The organism is uncultured Sphingomonas sp. (assembly GCF_964244265.1).
Lineage (GTDB): Bacteria > Pseudomonadota > Alphaproteobacteria > Sphingomonadales > Sphingomonadaceae > Sphingomonas.
Genome location: NZ_CAXTHV010000005.1, coordinates 1 through 16,769 on the forward strand (window position 1 = coordinate 1; position 16,769 = coordinate 16,769).

The 16,769-nt window shown below is 65.8% G+C and carries 18 protein-coding genes and 2 pseudogenes; 5 read left to right on the forward strand and 15 right to left on the reverse strand.

Translation table 11 applies throughout. The annotated features are described in order from the left end of the window. The first annotated feature begins 319 nt into the window (after positions 1 to 319). On the forward strand, positions 320 to 565 hold the full coding sequence (locus ACFE7K_RS02870) for a type II toxin-antitoxin system ParD family antitoxin (RefSeq protein WP_375396654.1): 246 nt from the start codon (positions 320 to 322) through the stop codon (positions 563 to 565). Further along, the gene (locus tag ACFE7K_RS02875) at positions 558 to 848 is read left to right on the forward strand and encodes a type II toxin-antitoxin system RelE/ParE family toxin (RefSeq protein ID WP_375396655.1); all 291 of its coding nucleotides are present in this window, start codon (positions 558 to 560) and stop codon (positions 846 to 848) included. Before ACFE7K_RS02870 ends, ACFE7K_RS02875 begins: the two co-directional genes overlap by 8 nt. A 12-nt stretch (positions 849 to 860) precedes the next feature. On the opposite strand, the gene ACFE7K_RS02880 is transcribed toward ACFE7K_RS02875, so the two are convergent. From ACFE7K_RS02880 to ACFE7K_RS02910, 7 genes and pseudogenes are all read right to left on the reverse strand, one after another. Continuing rightward, positions 861 to 2,324 (reverse strand): Nramp family divalent metal transporter, encoded by a 1,464-nt coding sequence (locus ACFE7K_RS02880; RefSeq protein WP_375396656.1) that lies wholly within the window; start codon positions 2,322 to 2,324, stop codon positions 861 to 863. Positions 2,325 to 2,336: 12 nt separating this feature from the next. After that, positions 2,337 to 2,912: a transporter gene (locus tag ACFE7K_RS02885; protein WP_375396657.1), complete on the reverse strand. Its 576-nt coding sequence runs from the start codon at positions 2,910 to 2,912 to the stop codon at positions 2,337 to 2,339. A gap of 65 nt (positions 2,913 to 2,977) precedes the next feature. Beyond that, the gene (locus ACFE7K_RS02890; RefSeq protein ID WP_375396658.1) at positions 2,978 to 3,214 is read right to left on the reverse strand and encodes a hypothetical protein; all 237 of its coding nucleotides are present in this window, start codon (positions 3,212 to 3,214) and stop codon (positions 2,978 to 2,980) included. A gap of 101 nt (positions 3,215 to 3,315) precedes the next feature. After that, entirely contained in the window at positions 3,316 to 3,747 is a 432-nt protein-coding gene (mntR, locus tag ACFE7K_RS02895; protein WP_375396659.1) for a manganese-binding transcriptional regulator MntR, read from the reverse strand. 71 nt (positions 3,748 to 3,818) lie between these two features. Beyond that, positions 3,819 to 4,361: pseudogene (locus ACFE7K_RS02900) on the reverse strand (integrase core domain-containing protein); the annotation flags it as partial. A 72-nt stretch (positions 4,362 to 4,433) separates the two neighbouring features. Continuing rightward, positions 4,434 to 4,607: pseudogene (locus ACFE7K_RS02905) on the reverse strand (IS701 family transposase); the annotation flags it as partial. After that, on the reverse strand, positions 4,604 to 5,560 hold the full coding sequence (locus tag ACFE7K_RS02910; protein ID WP_375396660.1) for a LysR substrate-binding domain-containing protein: 957 nt from the start codon (positions 5,558 to 5,560) through the stop codon (positions 4,604 to 4,606). The pseudogene ACFE7K_RS02905 and the gene ACFE7K_RS02910, both read right to left, overlap by 4 nt. A gap of 88 nt (positions 5,561 to 5,648) precedes the next feature. Between ACFE7K_RS02910 and ACFE7K_RS02915 the strand changes: the two genes are divergently transcribed. Both ACFE7K_RS02915 and astD read left to right on the forward strand, forming a co-directional pair. Further along, positions 5,649 to 6,830, forward strand: coding sequence for an aspartate aminotransferase family protein (locus tag ACFE7K_RS02915; RefSeq protein ID WP_375396661.1), 1,182 nt, complete (start codon positions 5,649 to 5,651; stop codon positions 6,828 to 6,830). Then, positions 6,827 to 8,242: a succinylglutamate-semialdehyde dehydrogenase gene (gene astD / locus ACFE7K_RS02920; RefSeq protein ID WP_375396662.1), complete on the forward strand. Its 1,416-nt coding sequence runs from the start codon at positions 6,827 to 6,829 to the stop codon at positions 8,240 to 8,242. The genes ACFE7K_RS02915 and astD overlap by 4 nt, the downstream gene beginning before the upstream one ends. On the opposite strand, the gene ACFE7K_RS02925 is transcribed toward astD, so the two are convergent. Both ACFE7K_RS02925 and hisD read right to left on the reverse strand, forming a co-directional pair. Continuing rightward, a complete protein-coding gene (locus ACFE7K_RS02925) occupies positions 8,239 to 9,006 on the reverse strand; it encodes an SDR family NAD(P)-dependent oxidoreductase (RefSeq protein ID WP_375396663.1) in 768 nt (255 codons plus the stop codon). The genes astD and ACFE7K_RS02925 overlap by 4 nt on opposite strands. 61 nt (positions 9,007 to 9,067) lie before the next feature. Further along, positions 9,068 to 10,393 (reverse strand): histidinol dehydrogenase, encoded by a 1,326-nt coding sequence (gene hisD / locus ACFE7K_RS02930; protein ID WP_375396664.1) that lies wholly within the window; start codon positions 10,391 to 10,393, stop codon positions 9,068 to 9,070. 90 nt (positions 10,394 to 10,483) lie between these two features. Here hisD and ACFE7K_RS02935 point away from each other — a divergent pair, with 90 nt between their 5' ends. Then, positions 10,484 to 11,440, forward strand: coding sequence for a cupin domain-containing protein (locus ACFE7K_RS02935; RefSeq protein ID WP_375396665.1), 957 nt, complete (start codon positions 10,484 to 10,486; stop codon positions 11,438 to 11,440). A gap of 3 nt (positions 11,441 to 11,443) precedes the next feature. On the opposite strand, the gene ACFE7K_RS02940 is transcribed toward ACFE7K_RS02935, so the two are convergent. The 6 genes from ACFE7K_RS02940 to ACFE7K_RS02965 are packed head-to-tail and all read right to left on the reverse strand — an operon-like array spanning position 11,444 to position 16,760. After that, a complete protein-coding gene (locus ACFE7K_RS02940) occupies positions 11,444 to 12,193 on the reverse strand; it encodes an HpcH/HpaI aldolase/citrate lyase family protein (protein WP_375396666.1) in 750 nt (249 codons plus the stop codon). After that, entirely contained in the window at positions 12,190 to 13,311 is a 1,122-nt protein-coding gene (locus ACFE7K_RS02945) for a cobalamin-independent methionine synthase II family protein (RefSeq protein ID WP_375396667.1), read from the reverse strand. Before ACFE7K_RS02945 ends, ACFE7K_RS02940 begins: the two co-directional genes overlap by 4 nt. Then, on the reverse strand, positions 13,308 to 13,967 hold the full coding sequence (locus ACFE7K_RS02950) for an alpha/beta fold hydrolase (RefSeq protein ID WP_375396668.1): 660 nt from the start codon (positions 13,965 to 13,967) through the stop codon (positions 13,308 to 13,310). The genes ACFE7K_RS02945 and ACFE7K_RS02950 overlap by 4 nt, the downstream gene beginning before the upstream one ends. A 23-nt stretch (positions 13,968 to 13,990) precedes the next feature. Next, positions 13,991 to 14,623 carry a hypothetical protein gene (locus ACFE7K_RS02955; RefSeq protein WP_375396669.1) on the reverse strand — a complete coding sequence of 211 codons (633 nt, stop codon included), beginning with the start codon at positions 14,621 to 14,623 and terminating at the stop codon, positions 13,991 to 13,993. Continuing rightward, positions 14,620 to 15,690, reverse strand: a complete 1,071-nt coding sequence (locus ACFE7K_RS02960; RefSeq protein ID WP_375396670.1) for an ester cyclase — start codon at positions 15,688 to 15,690, stop codon at positions 14,620 to 14,622. The genes ACFE7K_RS02955 and ACFE7K_RS02960 overlap by 4 nt, the downstream gene beginning before the upstream one ends. Continuing rightward, positions 15,687 to 16,760, reverse strand: a complete 1,074-nt coding sequence (locus ACFE7K_RS02965) for an ester cyclase (RefSeq protein ID WP_375396671.1) — start codon at positions 16,758 to 16,760, stop codon at positions 15,687 to 15,689. The genes ACFE7K_RS02960 and ACFE7K_RS02965 overlap by 4 nt, the downstream gene beginning before the upstream one ends. Positions 16,761 to 16,769 lie beyond the last annotated feature (9 nt).

The window sequence follows — 16,769 nt, forward strand, 5'->3', positions numbered from 1 at the left end:
TCATAGCCCCTTCCTCTCAGGAGTTAGGGCCTCCGACAAACCCGGGGCGGTTCAAAGAGCACTTTAGCATTACTGTGTAATGCATGCGGCAGGGATACCTTGCAATGTCGCCGAGCGACAGCGGGGCCTTCGATGCACTGCCGGTGCTCGACCAGTCACCCCGGCAGCAGCAGGCGCCGGCCCTCGATCATGGTCAGGACGAGCGCGATCGGCAGCGACAACGCCAGCATGACCGCGACGGGCCGAATATTGGACAAGGACGATGACAGCAGTTAAGCAGTGCGCTAAAAAGCACCAATAGTATGATGTGGAGGCCGATATGGCAACCGTGCGCAAGACCATCACCCTCACCGAGCAGCAGAGTTCGTGGATTGCCGCGCAGATCGACGCCGGCAGCTACACCAACGACAGTGAAGCGATCCGCGATCTCATCCGACGCGAGCAGGAGCGCGGTCTTGAGATCGAAAGTATCCGCCAGGCGCTGATTGAGGGCGAACAGAGCGGCGAGCCGGAGCCGTTCGACTTCGGTGCGTTCAAGCAGCGCAAAGCCGCACAGCATGGCTGAATACCGGCTTAGCCCGAGGGCGCAGCGCGATCTTGATGGGGTGTTCGACTATACCGTGACGCACTGGGGCTTGCTCCAGGCGATGCGCTATACCGACCTCATTGAAACCGCCTGCGCCGATCTGGCCGAAGCCCCGCAGCAGGCGCAGGGCTGTGCCAACATCCGACCAGGATATCGACGGCGCGGGGTCGAGCAGCATGTCATCTATTTTCGGCCGACCAGTTACGGCATCGCCGTCGTCCGAATCCTGCATCAGCGCATGGATGCTGCCCGTCATTTGTAATGGCGCTGTATCTCACATGACGGACGGCTCCAAAGGGGGCGTCACCACTGAAGCCTTGTAGAAGAACTTCACATAAACCGTAAACGCCACCAGCACCGCGACCGCAACGCCAACCCAGATAGATCCGATTGTTTCCCAAAAAAGATAGACGTTGAGCGCCGCGATTACTGTACTGATGGTATAGCCAAGGATCGTGATAGGCAGAGGGTTGACGAATGCTCCCATCCTCTTCTTGCTGCTTGTAACCATCATCAACGGGTAGATCGCGAACGGAAGCTGCATTGACAGCACAACCTGTGAGACGACGAGCAGCTCGACCGTATTTTTCCCACCGTTTGCCGTGATGACCATGAGCGCCGGGATGATCGCAAGCAGCCGCGTAATCAGTCGACGCAACCAAGGCGCGATGCGGATTTTGAGGAATCCCTCCATCACGATCTGCCCGGCGAGCGTGCCGGTGATCGTGCTCGACTGTCCCGAACAGAGCAGCGCGACCGCGAATGCCGTCGCCGCCGCTCCGCCCAGCGCCGGCCGCAGCAACTCATGCGCTTGTTGCAGCTCGGTCACTTCGACGCCGTTGCGTAGAAATACGGCTGCCGCCAGCACCAGAATTGCCGCGTTGACGAAGAATGCCGCGCCGAGAGCCACGACCGTATCGATCGTATTGTAAAATATCGCTGCGTTCATATCCGTCGGGTTACGACCGAAAGCGCGGGTCTGGACGATCGAGTAGTGAAGATACAGATTATGCGGCATCACCGTTGCGCCGAGGATGCCCAGTGAGACCAGCAACGCCGCTGTATTCGGCATCGAGAGGATGATCGCCCCCAGCGCGACCGCCGTCCAATCCGGTTGGGCTAGGAAAATATTATAGGCAAAGCAGACCGCGATCGTGGTCACTAGCGTGATGACGACCGCTTCCAGCCTGCGAAAGCCGAAATTGATCAACATCAGCAATAACAGCACGTCTAGTCCGGTGATGACGACACCCCACACCAGCGGGATACCGAGCAGCAGATTAAGCGCGACCGCCGATCCGACAACTTCGGCCAGATCGCACGCAATGATCGCGACCTCACACAGCAGCCACAGCGCTATCGCAGTCGGCTTCGAGTAATAATCCCGACAGGATTGGGCCAGGTCGCGGCCGGTGACGATTCCCATCCGCGCGCACAGGATTTGCAGGAAGATCGCCATCAGGTTTGAGGCTAGGATTACCCACAACAGCGCGTAGCCGAACTGACTGCCACCAGCGAGATCGGTGCCCCAATTGCCGGGGTCCATATACCCCACCGAGACCATGAACCCAGGGCCGGCAAAGCCCAGCCACTTGCGCCAGGATGACCGTTTGTCGTCACCCGTTTGCCAGACTTTGAGCGTGCGGTGTGCCTCGGGCAGCGACCGGGTAAAATCGGCTTGATCGTCGCGTTTCAGGAGACATGCAAACGGCGAGGTTCGTTCGGGGCGTGAAGCCATAGAAAATCCTGACTAGAAACGGAGCGAGGTGCCGACAAACACGGTCATATCGTCGACGGCACCGGCCAAGCCGAGCGTTCCGCCGCTATCGACGACCCAGTTTTTGGCGAGCTGATACGAGAGACCGCCACTCGCGATGGCGCGGTAGCTGCCAATGCGCGGCACATTACCGACGTATTCGATGTAACCGGAGAGATGGCCGATGATCGGGTGGCCCAGGGTTGCGGTGTGCACTACATCGAAGCCGTAATTGCGACGATCGTCATCATAGACCAGATCGAACTCGACCATCGTACCAAGGGAGAAATCGCTCGGCAGGTCGAACGCGAGCGGCAGGATCAAACCGCCCTCGACATGATTGTTAGTCAGTCCGCGCGCTCCGGTCGGCACCTTGACGAAGGGCATGATCGCAAACGCGGTCGAGCCGCCATCATTGCCCCACAGATTGATTTTCAGCCGAACTTGCGTGTCGTCGCTAAACCCACTAGCGATGGTGCGGGTGCCGCTATCGCGCGTTTCGACATGCCCGTAGGGGGTAAAAACGAACTGGATATCGACGTTGTTGAGCAACCCGACCTTGAGGTTCACGGGCAGGACGCTCAGCGCTCGTGTTCGGGTGCCGGCATCGCGGTTGTAGGCATAATCCGCGAGGCTCAGTTCGACCTGAAAATGCCTGCATCGACAGTGTACGGACTCTCGGTCGTGTCGGGACGATCTGTGCTGAAAGGGCGCATCGCTGCACGAGGTGTAGGGTCGAACAGCGTGTATTGGCTCTTATCGATCGCGTCATTCTCAACGGAGATGGCAGGCGTTGCCCGGGTGGTGGAGGGGATATCGGACTGCGGCGGTGCTTGAGCTGCGGCCAAACCTGCCGTGGCGGCGAGAATCATCGCTCCTGTCATGACCATCATTCCACCCAAACCACTGCTACATGGATTAGCTATGGCTAAAACATTAGGCTGTGGCAAGTGCTTGCTATGACTTCAGTCAATCAGCCGGTCGCGAGCGTCTTGGTAAGTCTGGCGAAGACGTCCAGAGTTTCCTGGCTAACATGATGTTCCATGCCTTCGGCATCGGCATCTGCGTTAGTTTCGCTTACGCCGATTGCGCGCAGAAAATCGTGGACGATCCGATGGCGATCGCGCGAGGCGATCGCGACAGCCGTGCCGCTCTCAGTCAAAAATATCGAACGATAGGGCCGACTTTCAACTAGGCCTTCACGTTGTAGTCGTTGGATCACCTTTGAGGCCGTGGCCTGCGTCACCCCCAAGTGTTCGGCAAGTTCAGTCAGTCTGGCTTCACCCATATCTGCGATAAGATCGCCGATCAACTCGACGTAATCCTCTGCCATCTCTGTCCGTTGCGCATCACGCATCCTACGGAATGCCACTGCCCGGCGTTCGGCCTTGCTAAACTCGGTCAACGCTGACTTCCCTATTCGTTATTGCGATCATACATACATTATCGTTGAAGTGCTTTCCAAAGCTCCACCACTCATAAGTAGAGTCCGGGGTTGCCAGGATGCCCTGGCGGGCGGGTTTGCGCAACGCGCCTGGCAGCATCGGCGGGCGTCAGCCCGCCTATACCGCTATGCGGCCGCACGTTGTTGTAATCGTCGCGCCAAGCCCGCAGCACCGACCGCGCGTGGCTCAGGGACGCGAACAGCGTCTCGTTGAGGCATTCGTCGCGCAAGCGACCATTGAAGCTCTCGACGTAGCCGTTCTGCTGCGGCTTGCCCAGTGCGATGTAATGCCACTCGATCTGCCGGTCCTGCGCCCAGCGCAGGATCGCCAGGCTGGTCAGCTCGGTCCCGTTGTCGCTGACGATCATCAGCGGCCTGCCACGCACCGCGATGATCGCGTCCAGTTCGCGAGCAACACGCGCGCCCGACAGCGACGTGTCGACCACCAGCGCGAGGTTCTCGCGTGTAAAGTCGTCGACGACGGCGAGGATGCGGATCCGCCGGCTGCACACCAGCGTGTCGCTCACAAAGTCCAGGCTCCACCGCTGGTTCGGTCCTTGCGGTACCTGCAGTGGTCAGACTTCTGCCACTAACCACTTACGGCAACGGCGTGTTCCCTTCGCCCGCTCCACTTTATAGTAATGTTCGCTGGAAGTTCGCGTCCAGCCGGTCTTGCGCCGCTCGTCGCCCGGCAACCCGTCCAGGAACAGCCCTGCCGATGCCGCCACACGCTCTTGTATGAACCCGTGCATCCGCGCCTTCACCTCACGCAGCGACGATGCCCAAAAATCCAGTGTCTTCTTGATCAATGCACCCGTCATCCACGGCCTCTTGCCATGAAGACTCGTTGCTTCAGAGTTGGATCAGATCCGCAATTGTAATGCGGGGAACCACCGACCTCGGCAAGTAGCCATGACGCGAAGTCGTTAACGACGGGTAACGAGACGTGGACGGGTCTCGCGAGATAATAGGCGTCCTCCCGCACCAGCGGAATGTCGAAGGGCGCGACCAGTGCGCCCGTGGCAAGTTCGGGCTCGACGAGAAAGCGGGGCACGAGACCCACGCCGGCGCCCGCGCTGATGGCCTGCGCCATCATCAAGAACTGGCTGAACGAGCCCGCCGGCGCCAATGCGCCATGCTGGACATGCGCAAGCTCGAACCAGTCGGTCCATGCGTCGGGCCGGGCCTGCAGGACGAAGAGTGGCATTCGCAGCAAGTCTGCGGGCTCGCGCAGTGCGGCAGCGTGAACAGCACCGACGACGGGAACGGTGATCTCCCGGAAAAGCAGGTCGAGCGTCGCGCCCGGCCACTCGGCACGTCCGAAGTGTATCGCCGCGTCGAATGGCTCGTGCGCGAAGTCGAACTCATCAGACCGGGCGGTGAGGTTCACGACCAGGTCGGGATGAATCGCGCTTAGCGCCGGTAGCCTTGGTGCCAGCCAGCGCATACCGAAGCTCGGAAGCGTCGCGAGATCGATCGCGCGACGCGCGCCGCTGGCCTGCGCATCGCGGGTCGCGCGGCGTATGGACGACAGGGCTGGGCCGATCGCGGCCGCGTAGGACGCACCATCGGCGTTGAGCGTCACGCGGCGACCGCGTCGGTCGAAGAGCATGCGCCCCAGCCAGTCCTCGAGCAGCGCCACCTGCCGACTGACCGCTCCCTGCGTCAAGCCGATTTCGGCGGCCCCGCGCGAGAAGCTGCCGGTCCGCGCCGCCGCGGCGAAGGCATGGAGCGTCGCCATCGGGGGCAGCAGGCGACGATCCGTATCCTTCATCCGAATCACTCATATGCATGTCGGGATTTCTAGTTTGGCCAAAGCACCACTAGTGGTCAATGAGGGCATGTTCATGAGGAAGATGAACATGTCCAACGCGATCATGCCGATCTACGCGCCCGCCCCTGTCTCCCCCGTGCGGGGGGAAGGCGCCTGGCTGATCGAGTCAGACGGCACGCGGTGGCTCGACTGCATCGGCGGGGTCGCGACCACTGCCCTTGGGCACTGCCATCCCGCCCTGGTGGGCGCCCTGACCGATCAGGCGGCCCAGCTATGGCACGTCTCCAATGCCCTGCGGATACCTGGTCAGCAGGCCTTGGCGGCCAAGCTCACGGCGGCCTGCTTTGCCGACGTGGCGTTCTTCTGCAACAGCGGAACCGAGGCGGTGGAGGCAGCGATCAAGACCGCACGCCGATACCACTCAACGCGCGGTGCCCCGGAGCGTATCGACGTGATCGGCTTCCACGGATCCTTCCATGGCCGCACCTATGCGGCGATCAATGCGGCCGGGAACGCCGCCTATCTGGAGGGCTTGGGACCGGCGCTGCCTGGGTATTTGCATCTCGCGATCGACGACCATGACGGACTGGCCGCCGCCGCTGCCCGCGGGACGACCGCCGCCGTCATCGTCGAGCCGGTGCAGGGAGAGGGTGGTGCGCGGGCGCTCGTCGACGCCGACCTGGTGCGGATCAGGCGGGTATGCGACGCGAACGGCATCCTGCTGATCCACGACGAAGTCCAGTCCGGCATGGGCCGGACCGGCCGGCTGTTCGCGCACCAGTGGGTCGAGGGCGCCTCGCCCGACATCATGGCGATCGCGAAGGCGCTCGGTGGCGGCTTCCCCGTCGGCGCTTGCCTCGCCACCCACGCGGCCGCCTCTGGCATGACCGTCGCCGCCCACGGATCAACCTTCGGCGGAAACCCGCTGGCGATGGCCGTGGCCGGTGCGGCATTCGACGTGATCTCGGACCCCGAGACCCTTGCGCACGCCCGCGCGGTCGCCATCAGGCTGCGCGACGGGCTGGGCGACCTCGTCGGCGACGTCGTGACCGAAGTCCGCGGCAAGGGCCTCCTGATCGGCCTGAAGCTCGCACCCAACAACCGTGCGTTCATCGCGGCGGCACGCGACCACCATCTGCTGCTGTCCGGATGTGGTGACAATTGCGCGCGCATCCTGCCCCCGCTCACGCTCGGCTTTGACGAGGCGGATATCATCGTCGACCGCGTCGCCGCGACCATCGCCTGCCACGCATTCGCCGAGGCGGCGTGAGCGGTCGCCTCGTCTCGACCGACCCGGCCACCGGCGCCGTGGTCTGGGAAGGCGCCAAGTCGGACCCCGCCGCGATCGCCGACGCACTGTCCGCGGCACGCGGCGCCTCGATCGGTTGGGCCGACACGCCACTCGCCGCCCGCGTCGCCATCGTCCGCGCCTACGCCGAACGGCTTGCCACCGCGAGGCTCGCGCTGGCCGAGACGATCTCGCGCGAGACCGGCAAGCCCCGTTGGGAGGCGGACCAGGAAGTCGGATCGATGATCGGCAAGGTCGCCGCATCGGTGGCCGCGCAGACCGAGCGGGCTGGCAGTCGGGAGACCGTCTCTTCTTTCGGCCGTGCCGTTCTGCGTCACCGGCCGCACGGCGTGATGGCGGTGCTGGGACCATATAATTTTCCGGGCCACCTGCCGAACGGGCACATCGTTCCCGCCGTGCTGGCCGGCGACGTGGTCGTGTTCAAGCCTTCGGAGGAGACGCCGGCGACCGGTGACGCCATGGCGGCGCTATGGCGCCAAGCCGGACTCCCAGATGGGGTGCTGCAGATTGTACAGGGTGGGCGCGACGTCGGCGCGGCGCTGGTCGCAGGGGACATTGACGGGCTGCTCTTCACCGGGTCGGGCACGGCCGGCGCGCACCTGCGCCGCGCGCTGGTCGATCGCCCGCACGTCATCGTGGCGCTCGAACTCGGCGGCAACAATCCGATCATCGCGTGGGACGGCGATCCGCAGGCCGCCGCGTCGATCGTGGCCCAGTCGGCATTCGCGACGACCGGCCAGCGGTGCACCTGCGCGCGCCGCCTGATCGTGCCGGACGGAGCCGTGGGGGACGCCATCGTCGATGCGGTGGCCGCATACGGCGATCGCATCCGCATAGGGCGCTGGGACGAACTGCCGGAGCCAGCGATGGGCCCGCTGATCAGCGTCGCGGCGGCGGACCGCGCCCGTGAAGCCGTCGCGGGCCTGATCGCCGCGGGTGGCGGAGTGATCCGCGCCTTTGAATCGATACCCGACCGTAGCGGCGCCTTCGTGACACCCGCGATCCTGGACGTGACTGGCCTCAGGGTCCCCGACGAGGAGATCTTCGCGCCGGTCCTGCAGGTCACGCGCGTCGCCGACTTCGACGCGGCGGTCGCGGCTGCCAACGCGACGCGCTACGGTCTGGCCGGCGGACTGGTGAGCGATGATCGCGATCTGTGGGACCGCTATGCCAGGCGCGCCCGTGCCGGCGTGCTGAACTGGAACCGACCAACGACGGGGGCTGCGGGGACGATGCCGTTCGGGGGGGTGGGCGCATCGGGCAATCACCGGCCGAGCGCCTTCTACGCGGCGGACTATTGCGCCTATCCGGTGGCGAGCTTCGAGGCGGATCGGGTGGTCGACCAGTCGGCCGACTGGCGCGGGGTTGGCTAGTCCGCCGTCCAGCCGCCGTCGATGACGAGGCTGGTCCCCGTCATGAGGGCGGACGCGTCCGAGGCAAGGAAGACCACCGCCCCCATGAGGTCCTCGACGGTGCCGAGCCGTCCCAGCTTGATCCTGGCGAGCACCGATGACCTGAAATCCTCGTCGGCGAAGAACGGCTTCGTCATCGGTGTCTCGATGAAGGTCGGGGCAATCGTGTTCGATCGGATGCCGTGAGCGGCGAGGTCCAGCGCGAATGCCTTGCTCATACCCTCCAGCGCCCACTTCGACGCGCAATAGAGCGAGCGGTTCGGGCCGCCCACATGACCCATCTGCGAGCCGACGTGGATGAGGCTGCCCGTCGATCCATCGGCCAGCATCCGCCGCACGCACGCCTGCGCGACGAAGAAAGCGCTCTTTACGTTGAGGTCGAGGACCGAGTCGTAGTCGGCCTCGGTCACATCCTGCATCGGCTTGGGGCGGTTCGTCCCGGCGTTGTTGACGAGTATCTGGAAGGCCGGGCGGTCGGCGAAGAAGGAGGAAACCGCGCCGATGTCGGCCACGTCCAGCGACGTCGCCTCCGCCCTGCCGCCCGCCGCCAGGATCGCGTCGGCCGCCGCCGCAACCTCGTCGCCCGTGCGTGCGACCAGCGTCACCTCGGCGCCCGCCTCCGCCAGCGCCGCCGCGAGCGCGAGCCCGATGCCGCGGCCCGCGCCGGTCACCACCGCTCGGCGACCCTCGAGACGTAGGGACGGGGTGGTTGGCAGCGGGCTCATGACTGGCCAGGCATCGCGCCAGCGTCCGCCGGCCGGTCGAACCGCTGTCCCAGCAGAGCCGTCACGCCACGGTCTCCAGCGGTTCCGCCCTGCCGGCATATGGCACGTTGCGACCACCGTAGCGCCGCACGCGGATGTTGGCCTGCTCGCCGTGGCCCGCAAACCCCTCGAGCGCGCACAGCCGGCTGCAATATTCCCCGATCATCGTCGACGCCGCGTCGGTGGTTACGCGCTGGTAGGTGCAGGTCTTCAGGAACTTGCCGACCCAGAGACCACCAGTGTAGCGTGCCGCCTTGCGGGTCGGCAGCGTGTGGTTGGTGCCGATGACCTTGTCGCCGAAGGCGACGTTCGTCCGCGCCCCTAGGAACAGCGCGCCATAATTCCTCATGTTTTTGAGGAAATAGTCCGGATCGCGCGTCATTACCTGGACATGCTCGTTGGCATAGTCGTCGGCCACCGCCACCATCTCGTCGTAGCCGTCGCACAGGATGACCTCGCCATGGCTTTCCCATGCGCGGCGGGCGATCGCGGCGGTCGGAAGGATCTGCAGCAGCCGGTCGATCTCGCGCAGCGTGTCCTCCGCGAGCGCACGGGAGTTCGTGATCAGGATCGCCGGTGAATCCGGCCCATGCTCCGCCTGCCCGAGCAGGTCGGTCGCGCAGATCTCGCCATCCACGCTGTCGTCGGCGATCACCATTGTCTCGGTCGGTCCGGCGAACAGGTCGATGCCGACCTTGCCGAACAGCTGCCGCTTCGCCTCGGCGACGAAGGCGTTGCCCGGACCGACCAGCATGTCGACGCTCCCGATGCTCTCGGTTCCCAGCGCCATCGCGCCGATCGCCTGGATCCCTCCGAGCGCGTAGATCGCGTCGGCACCAGCCATGTGCTGCGCGGCGACGATTGCCGGGGCCGGCCGGCCCTCGAACGGCGGGGCGCAGGTGATCACGCGCGGGACGCCGGCCACCTTGGCGGTGATCACCGACATGTGGGCCGACGCTAGCAGCGGGTATTTCCCGCCGGGCACGTAGCAGCCGGCGGCACCCACCGGGATGTGCGTATGCCCAAGGACGACCCCCGGCAGGGTCTCGGCCTCTACGTCGGTCATCGAGTCGCGCTGGATCTGCGCGAAATTACGGACCTGGGTCTGGGCGAATTCTATGTCCTTCAGATCCTGGCCCGTGAGCTGGTCCATGCAGTCCTGGATCTCGCGGTCGCTCAGCCGGTAGTCTCCGCGATCCCAACCATCGAACCTGATCGACAGGTCGCGCACCGCCGCGTCACCGCGGTCCGCGATGTCAGCGAGCGTCGCCTCGACCACGTCGCGCACCTTGCGATCCGCTTCGGCGCGCACCTCGGCGCTCGTCCCCCGCTTGAGCCATTCGGCCACGTCCATCTCCTCTACAGCAATACCGGAGCCTGGTATTGACTGCGAATGCAAAAAAACACAAGCTGGAGGAACGCTCTTTGGGATTTAGGCATGGTGGCGACGATCTTGAACGAAGGCATTTCCGCGCGGTCTACCGCAGCTTCACTCGAGGCGCGCGTCGTCAGATACGCGGATCTCGTGCCATGTCTCAATGCCTTCGTGGACACGCGCACGCCAGGCTCCGACGCGAAGGAGAACTTCACGATCATCGGGCCGGGGGTGTCCGAGAACCCCGAGCAGCACATCCACATCGCGGAGCCGCACGGGTTCAACATCGGCGGGGCGCGCCAACCGCCGGGTTGCACCAACTCGCAGCATAGCCACGACACCGCTGAGGTATTCGTCGTCCACAGCGGAAAGTGGCGGTTCGACTTCGGGGAGAATGGCGACGACGCGCAGGTGGCAGCGGGACCGGGCGACGTGGTTTCGTTCCCAACGCACGCGTTCCGGGGGTTCCGCAATGTGGGTGACGGTCCAGGGTTTCTCTGGTCAGTGCTCGGCGGCGACGATCCGGGGCGCGTGACCTGGGCACCCGCGGTCTTCGAACTTGCGCGCGAGTACGGGCTCGTCCTCCTCGAAAACGGTTCGCTGGTCGACACGGCGAAAGGCCAGCGCCCACCCGAAGGGATTGCTCCGATGCCGGTCACGTCGCGCGACGCGATCGCGCGCCTGCGGGTGATGAAGGACGCCGACGTGGACGAGGTGCTCGCGAGAGCACCCGCCGATCCCATCCCCGGGGAGACACTCGTCATCGGACCGGGCGGCGTCCTCCCCGCGACCGAAGGGTTCACGCTCTCGCGAGTGGTGATGACCGCAGGCTTCGAGAGCGACACGACCAGCCCCTCGCTCCCCGAGGTGGCCTTCGCCCAGCACGGCGCAGTTGTCGTCCGGACGGACGATGGCGACGTCACGCTGAATTCCGGTGATACCATCACCGTGCCCCGGGGCCTGCCCCGCAGTTACGCCAGCGACGGGGACGCCACGCTCATCGTCGTACGCGGAACCTGAAGCTCACCCGCGACACGCGGCGAGCAGCGCCGCCGCGCCGCTGCGGAGGAAGGCATGGTCTGAGCCCTGGAGAAAAAGGCTCGCGCCCTTTGCGTGCCATCCGGCGACGTCGGCGTTGCGGGGCACGAACATGCCGACCGGGACCCCCGCCGCCGCCCCGGCCGCGATGATCCTATCGACGGCGGCGACAACCTCCGGCGCGTCCGGAGATGCAGCGTCGAGCGCGACCGTCAGGTCAATGCGACCGACGAACAGCGCGTCGAGTCCCGGGATCGCGGCGATCACCTCGACGGCCGCGACCGCGTCGACGTCCTCGATCTGCGCGATCACGACCGTGCGGGCCGCCGCATCGTCTCGATGTTCGGACATCGCCGCCAGGCCGTACCGTGCAGCCCGCGATGATCCCGCATAGCCGCGTCCGCCCGGTCTGTAGGTGGCTGCGGCCACCGCGGCCTCTGCCTCGGCGGCTGAGCGGATGTGAGGGAGCAGAACACCGTCGGCACCGCAGTCGAGCGCGTTCAGGATGTGCTCGGCCGCACTCGTCGGCGTCCTGACTATGACGGGAAGCCCGCAGGCGCGGGCGGCGAGGATGCAGGCGTCGATGGAACTGCGATCGAAAGGAGCATGTTCGGCGTCCAGGCAGAGCAGATCGAGGCCGCACGTGCCGAGCACCTCGACGAGGATCGGCGACGGCGTCTTCAGGAACGTACCGATCAGCTTCTCGCCGGCCGCAAGGCGCGCCTTGAGGGTCACGACCGCACCATCGCCGTACCCTCGGCCAGCGCCGCGAGCTTTGCCCAGACGATCGCCGGATCGATCGCCCCGAACCCCGCGAAGGTCGAGAAGCCGCAATCGGTCCCCGCGATCACCCGGTCCGCGCCCATCAGGTCGACGAACGCGGCCACGCGGTTACGCACGACCTTGGGGTGCTCGATGAAGTTGCTCGTGGTATCGATGACGCCTGGTATCAGCACCTTGTCCTCCGGCATCTCGGCGAGCGCGTTCGCGAACGCCTCCACGTCATGCTGATGACGGGGATTGGCGGTCTCGAACAGCAGACCCTGCGGCTTGGCGCGCATCAGCGTCGGGAGGATCGTCGCCATCTCCACGTCGCAATGGTGCGGCCCCTCGTAATTGCCCCAGCAGACGTGCATCCTCACCGCATCGGCCGGAACGTTCCGGAGCGCGTGGTTCAGCGCCTCGACGTGCCGTTCTATCCGGACGAGATAGTCCGCCTCGCTGCGGTCCTTGAACATCATGTGGCGGCCGAGTCCAAGATCCGGGCTGTCGAGCTGAAGCGTCAGGCCGGCGGCGACGATGGCCTCGTATTCCGGCCGCATCGCCTCGGCCAGCGCCTCGAGATAGGCATCGTCGTCCGCATAATGGTCGTTTGGCTGGAAGAGCGCGATGACGCCAGGCGACGCGGCGTTCATGAAGCCCGTCGGGTAACCATGCGCCGCTCGCGCGGCGGCGAAGCGCCGCAGGTCGTCTGCGAGCGGTTCCATCGTCTTCGTGCTTACGGGCCCGACGCAGCGCGGCCGGCGATAGGTGGGCGTGCCGCCTCCCTTGGCCTGGCGCTCGAGGAAGCTCGGGAAGGCTTCCAGATCGGCCGGCGGTGTCCGCGCGCTATCGCCATCGAAGCCGGTCACCCGGTCCTTGATGTAGGTCGCGTAGCTGATCTTCGACATCTCGCCATCCGACACGATGTCGATACCAGCGGCGATCTGCCGCACGACGGCATCCTCGACCCCCTCGGCGACGACACGGTCGAAGCGTACCGGATCGACCTCCTCACCGCGTTCGGCGGCAAAGATCAGCTCGGTCACCTCGGCCGATCGCGGCAGCGAGCCGACGTGAGTGGTACGGATCATTTCCCCTTCCAATCCGCGATCATCGCGGCAAGCCGCGCGGGTTGCTCCAGCGGCAGCATGTGTCCGGCACCCTCAACGACGTGAAGCGTCGGCTGTCGCGTGGCGGCGGCCATGTCGCGGTGCCATTGCGGAGGACAAAGGCGATCCTCCGCCCCGCAAGCCACTAGTACCGGTACATCGAGCGTCGGCAGCACGTCGCGCTGGTCGGCCCGCTTGCGAAGCGCCTCGCTCTGCGCGACGAACACGTCGTCGCCGAGCGACAACGCCATGTCGCGCAGCAGCGCAAGCAGCGCCGCGTTCCCGCGGTTTCGGGCGGCGAGATAATTCGGCTTCAGCTCCTCGACCACGATACGTTCGAGAGCACCCGCCCGAACGGCAGCTTGCTGCGCCGGGCGCGCGGCGGCGCGTATCGGCAGGTCGTCGGCAGGGTTGGTATCCAGCAGCACGAGTCCCGCGACCCGCTCGGGTGCCTGCCGCGCCATCGCCAGCGCGACGATACCCCCCATTGAGAAGCCGATAGGAAGCACGGGACCGTCGGCGATCGCGAGCGCTCGCGTCGCCATCCCGTCGATGGTGTCGTCACGCGCGGTCTCCGCATCGACCGCATCGGGAAGAGCTGCGCGCACCGCACCGGTCCACATCCGTTCATCGCACATGTTGCCCGCAATCAGTATGGGCGTCACAGTCGAGGCGCCCACGGTCCCTCCGGCGCCGGGTCGGCGACACTCGGCCCATCGATCACAATGGCGGCGTAGGCGAAGCCGCCGCCCCGCATAGGCCCGCCGGTCAGGCGGTGGACAGCGAGCAACGCCGCAGTGCCTGCCGTGCCTGTGAACGCCCTCATGGCAAAGGCCCGCGCGCGGTGGAGCGGTTGCGGCCCGCCGGCGGCGACCAGCGCCTCCGCCGCAGCAACGACGCCCGCGACCTTGCCGGCATCGAGTTCCGGATGATCTCCGGGCCCGATCAGCACTCCGCCGCGCACCTGCCGAAGGTCGGGATCGAATGCCACCGACACCGCAGGTTCTGTTTCGGGCGCGCCACCGGGCCCGATCCGCCACAAGCGCCCGATCCGGCCGTCGTACACGTCGGCGACCAGCGCACCGTCGGCGCCGACCAACGCAGCCGATGCCGCGGTCTCGACCAGCACGGCGTCCGGACCGGCATCGAACGGCGCCGAGCGGAACAGCTCGAGGATCGCCTCCTCCCCATACGCCTCGCCGCCGCGCCATTCGAGGCGGCAGTTACCGAGCAGCCCGTCATCGGCGGGGCGGCGCCCGGCTGTCAGTGCGGCGAGATGATCGGCGACGCTCATGCCCCAAGACCCCCGGCGATCTGACGCATCGCCGCGACCTCGTCGAACACCGTCGTGTCCTCGACGATCGACCCGGCCCGAAGCCGGTAGTGCGACACCGCCATGAGCAGCAGTTCCCGACCCGACGGCGGTCCCCAGGGCCCGGCGCCGCGATGCGTCCCGACTAAGGACCAGCGCAGAGCCACCGCGACGTCACCGTGCGGCAGCGGGCGGGCGGCGACATGCTCCAGCCTGAAGGTCCGTTCGTGGAGCATCGCCGTCAACTGCATGACGCAGCCGATCCAGTAGCCGCGTCCGAAGCCGCGACGGTTCGATGGCCACCTTATCTCGGCGGTCGGGGAGAGGGTCGCCGCCGCCTCGCCATACATATCCGCGGAGAAGGCTTGCCCCAGCATCGCGGCGGGCGCAGCCGCAGGGTGGTCCGCGGCGACGGAGATGCCCGGCACGTCCCGCACGACGGCGATGGCGGCGCTCCGCCAGGCATGCCTTTCCTGATCGCCCTCGCGGTCGGCACCCGCGGCGGCCTCGGCAAACGCTCGGGGGTCGGCGCCGACTTGCCACAGGGCGCGGCAATTGTCCCGGACCAGCCATTCCTCGACGATGCGGTTGGCGACCACCTTGCAGTCGGCAATCGTCGTCGTGCCCGACCCCCGCATCGACGCAGCGCCGATCAGCGGCTCGTCGCCGAAATGCGTCGATCGGCTCATGATGCGGTGCGAGCTGTAATATTCGCCGGGCGCATCCTCGCTCCAGATGACGTCCTCGGCCATGACGACGCGGTCGGCATAGGCGGCGAGCGCACCGATCGTGTTCTGCGTCACGACCTCCATGCCGACCGCCGGGCCCGCAAGGGTGTGCAACTCGCAATCGGCCCCATAGTGCGTGCGGCACAGTCCGACGTTCTTCTCCTCCCAGATGCGGTGGGTGCAGCGGACGATGTAGTCGACGATGTCGCGATATTCGGGATCGAACCCGTCGAGCAGCTGTCGGCGCGGACCCTCCCGCATCTGTTCGGACATCGGGCGGCCGACTGGCGAGAGTACCTGCGGATCCTGATCCCAGTTCATGCGCAATATGCCTGCGCGAGCACGCCGATCTCGTCGAACAGCATCCATTCCTCAACGATCCTGCCGCCCGCCAGCCGCATATGGCTCATCCCCATCATGAAGACCGGCCTGCCCGGCGGGCATTCGCCGAGCACACCGCCCGGCGCAGTTGTCCCCTCCAATACCCAGCGCACTGCGACGACGATTCCGTCGCTCTCGTCCGACCAGCACACGTGTTCGACGCGCATGACGCCATCGGGAATGGCCGCCAGCATGTGCAGGATCAGCGCCTGGTAGTTGCGCAGCCCCTGCGCGGTGCGGCCACCGCCGGCGTGCGCGACGATGCCGTCGGCATAGTGCTGTGCCAGCCAGTCGAGCCGGCGCAGGTTCCAGACGTCGTGAAACAGCGACCGGGCCCAGCCGTCGAGTGTCATGCGGTCGACGTCGAGCCGTTGGCGGGGCGCCTGCCCTTGGAGGCGCGTGTCCGGCGATACGACGAAATGCTCGAAGCTCGAGGTCTGCGCGGCCTTTCTGGCGACCTCTTGGGGATCGTAGCCAAGCTGGCGGACCGCGGCGCCGTTGTCCCGCACCAGCCACTCGGTGTGGATGCGATTGTCCTTGCTGATGCAGTCGGCGACGAATCGGATCGACGTACGCCTGCCGGTTGCCGGGCCCCAGGCCGTGCGACCGGCATTTGTCGAGCGGCTATGGCCAAGGTGCGAGGTGTAAAGGCCGGCGGCATCGTCACCGCTCCACGCGACGTTCAGATGATGGATCTCGCCGTCGGGGAAGGCGTTGAGCGTGGCGGTCGTCGAGGCGACGACCTCCTCTACCGAGCGCACGACGCCATAGGATGAGTAGATCGTGCAACTGGGATCGTAGGTGTCGTAGATATAGCCGACCGCCCGCTCCATCCAGATCTCGTCAGTGATGCGCACGATGTAGTCGACGATGTCGGTGAAGCGGTCCTCGAATCCAGCCAGCGGCTGGGTTCGCTCGCCGCGGATCGCCAGCAGATCGCGCGCGTCGCGTTGACGAACCCTGGTAACCGGGGGGCGTTCGGGAAGCTTGAAGGGTAGCTCGTCGGTCATCTCCGCTCC

Bases quoted from the DNA above. Each gene is read 5' to 3' on its own strand.
- ACFE7K_RS02870 (WP_375396654.1), top strand. From the start codon at position 320: ATGGCAACCGTGCGCAAGACCATCACCCTCACCGAGCAGCAGAGTTCG.
- ACFE7K_RS02875 (WP_375396655.1), top strand. From the start codon at position 558: ATGGCTGAATACCGGCTTAGCCCGAGGGCGCAGCGCGATCTTGATGGG.
- ACFE7K_RS02880 (WP_375396656.1), bottom strand. From the start codon at position 2,324: ATGGCTTCACGCCCCGAACGAACCTCGCCGTTTGCATGTCTCCTGAAA.
- ACFE7K_RS02890 (WP_375396658.1), bottom strand. From the start codon at position 3,214: ATGATTCTCGCCGCCACGGCAGGTTTGGCCGCAGCTCAAGCACCGCCG.
- ACFE7K_RS02910 (WP_375396660.1), bottom strand. From the start codon at position 5,560: ATGAAGGATACGGATCGTCGCCTGCTGCCCCCGATGGCGACGCTCCAT.
- ACFE7K_RS02915 (WP_375396661.1), top strand. From the start codon at position 5,649: ATGTCCAACGCGATCATGCCGATCTACGCGCCCGCCCCTGTCTCCCCC.
- ACFE7K_RS02925 (WP_375396663.1), bottom strand. From the start codon at position 9,006: ATGAGCCCGCTGCCAACCACCCCGTCCCTACGTCTCGAGGGTCGCCGA.
- ACFE7K_RS02935 (WP_375396665.1), top strand. From the start codon at position 10,484: ATGGTGGCGACGATCTTGAACGAAGGCATTTCCGCGCGGTCTACCGCA.
- ACFE7K_RS02945 (WP_375396667.1), bottom strand. From the start codon at position 13,311: ATGATCCGTACCACTCACGTCGGCTCGCTGCCGCGATCGGCCGAGGTG.
- ACFE7K_RS02950 (WP_375396668.1), bottom strand. From the start codon at position 13,967: ATGTGCGATGAACGGATGTGGACCGGTGCGGTGCGCGCAGCTCTTCCC.
- ACFE7K_RS02955 (WP_375396669.1), bottom strand. From the start codon at position 14,623: ATGAGCGTCGCCGATCATCTCGCCGCACTGACAGCCGGGCGCCGCCCC.
- ACFE7K_RS02960 (WP_375396670.1), bottom strand. From the start codon at position 15,690: ATGAACTGGGATCAGGATCCGCAGGTACTCTCGCCAGTCGGCCGCCCG.
- ACFE7K_RS02965 (WP_375396671.1), bottom strand. From the start codon at position 16,760: ATGACCGACGAGCTACCCTTCAAGCTTCCCGAACGCCCCCCGGTTACC.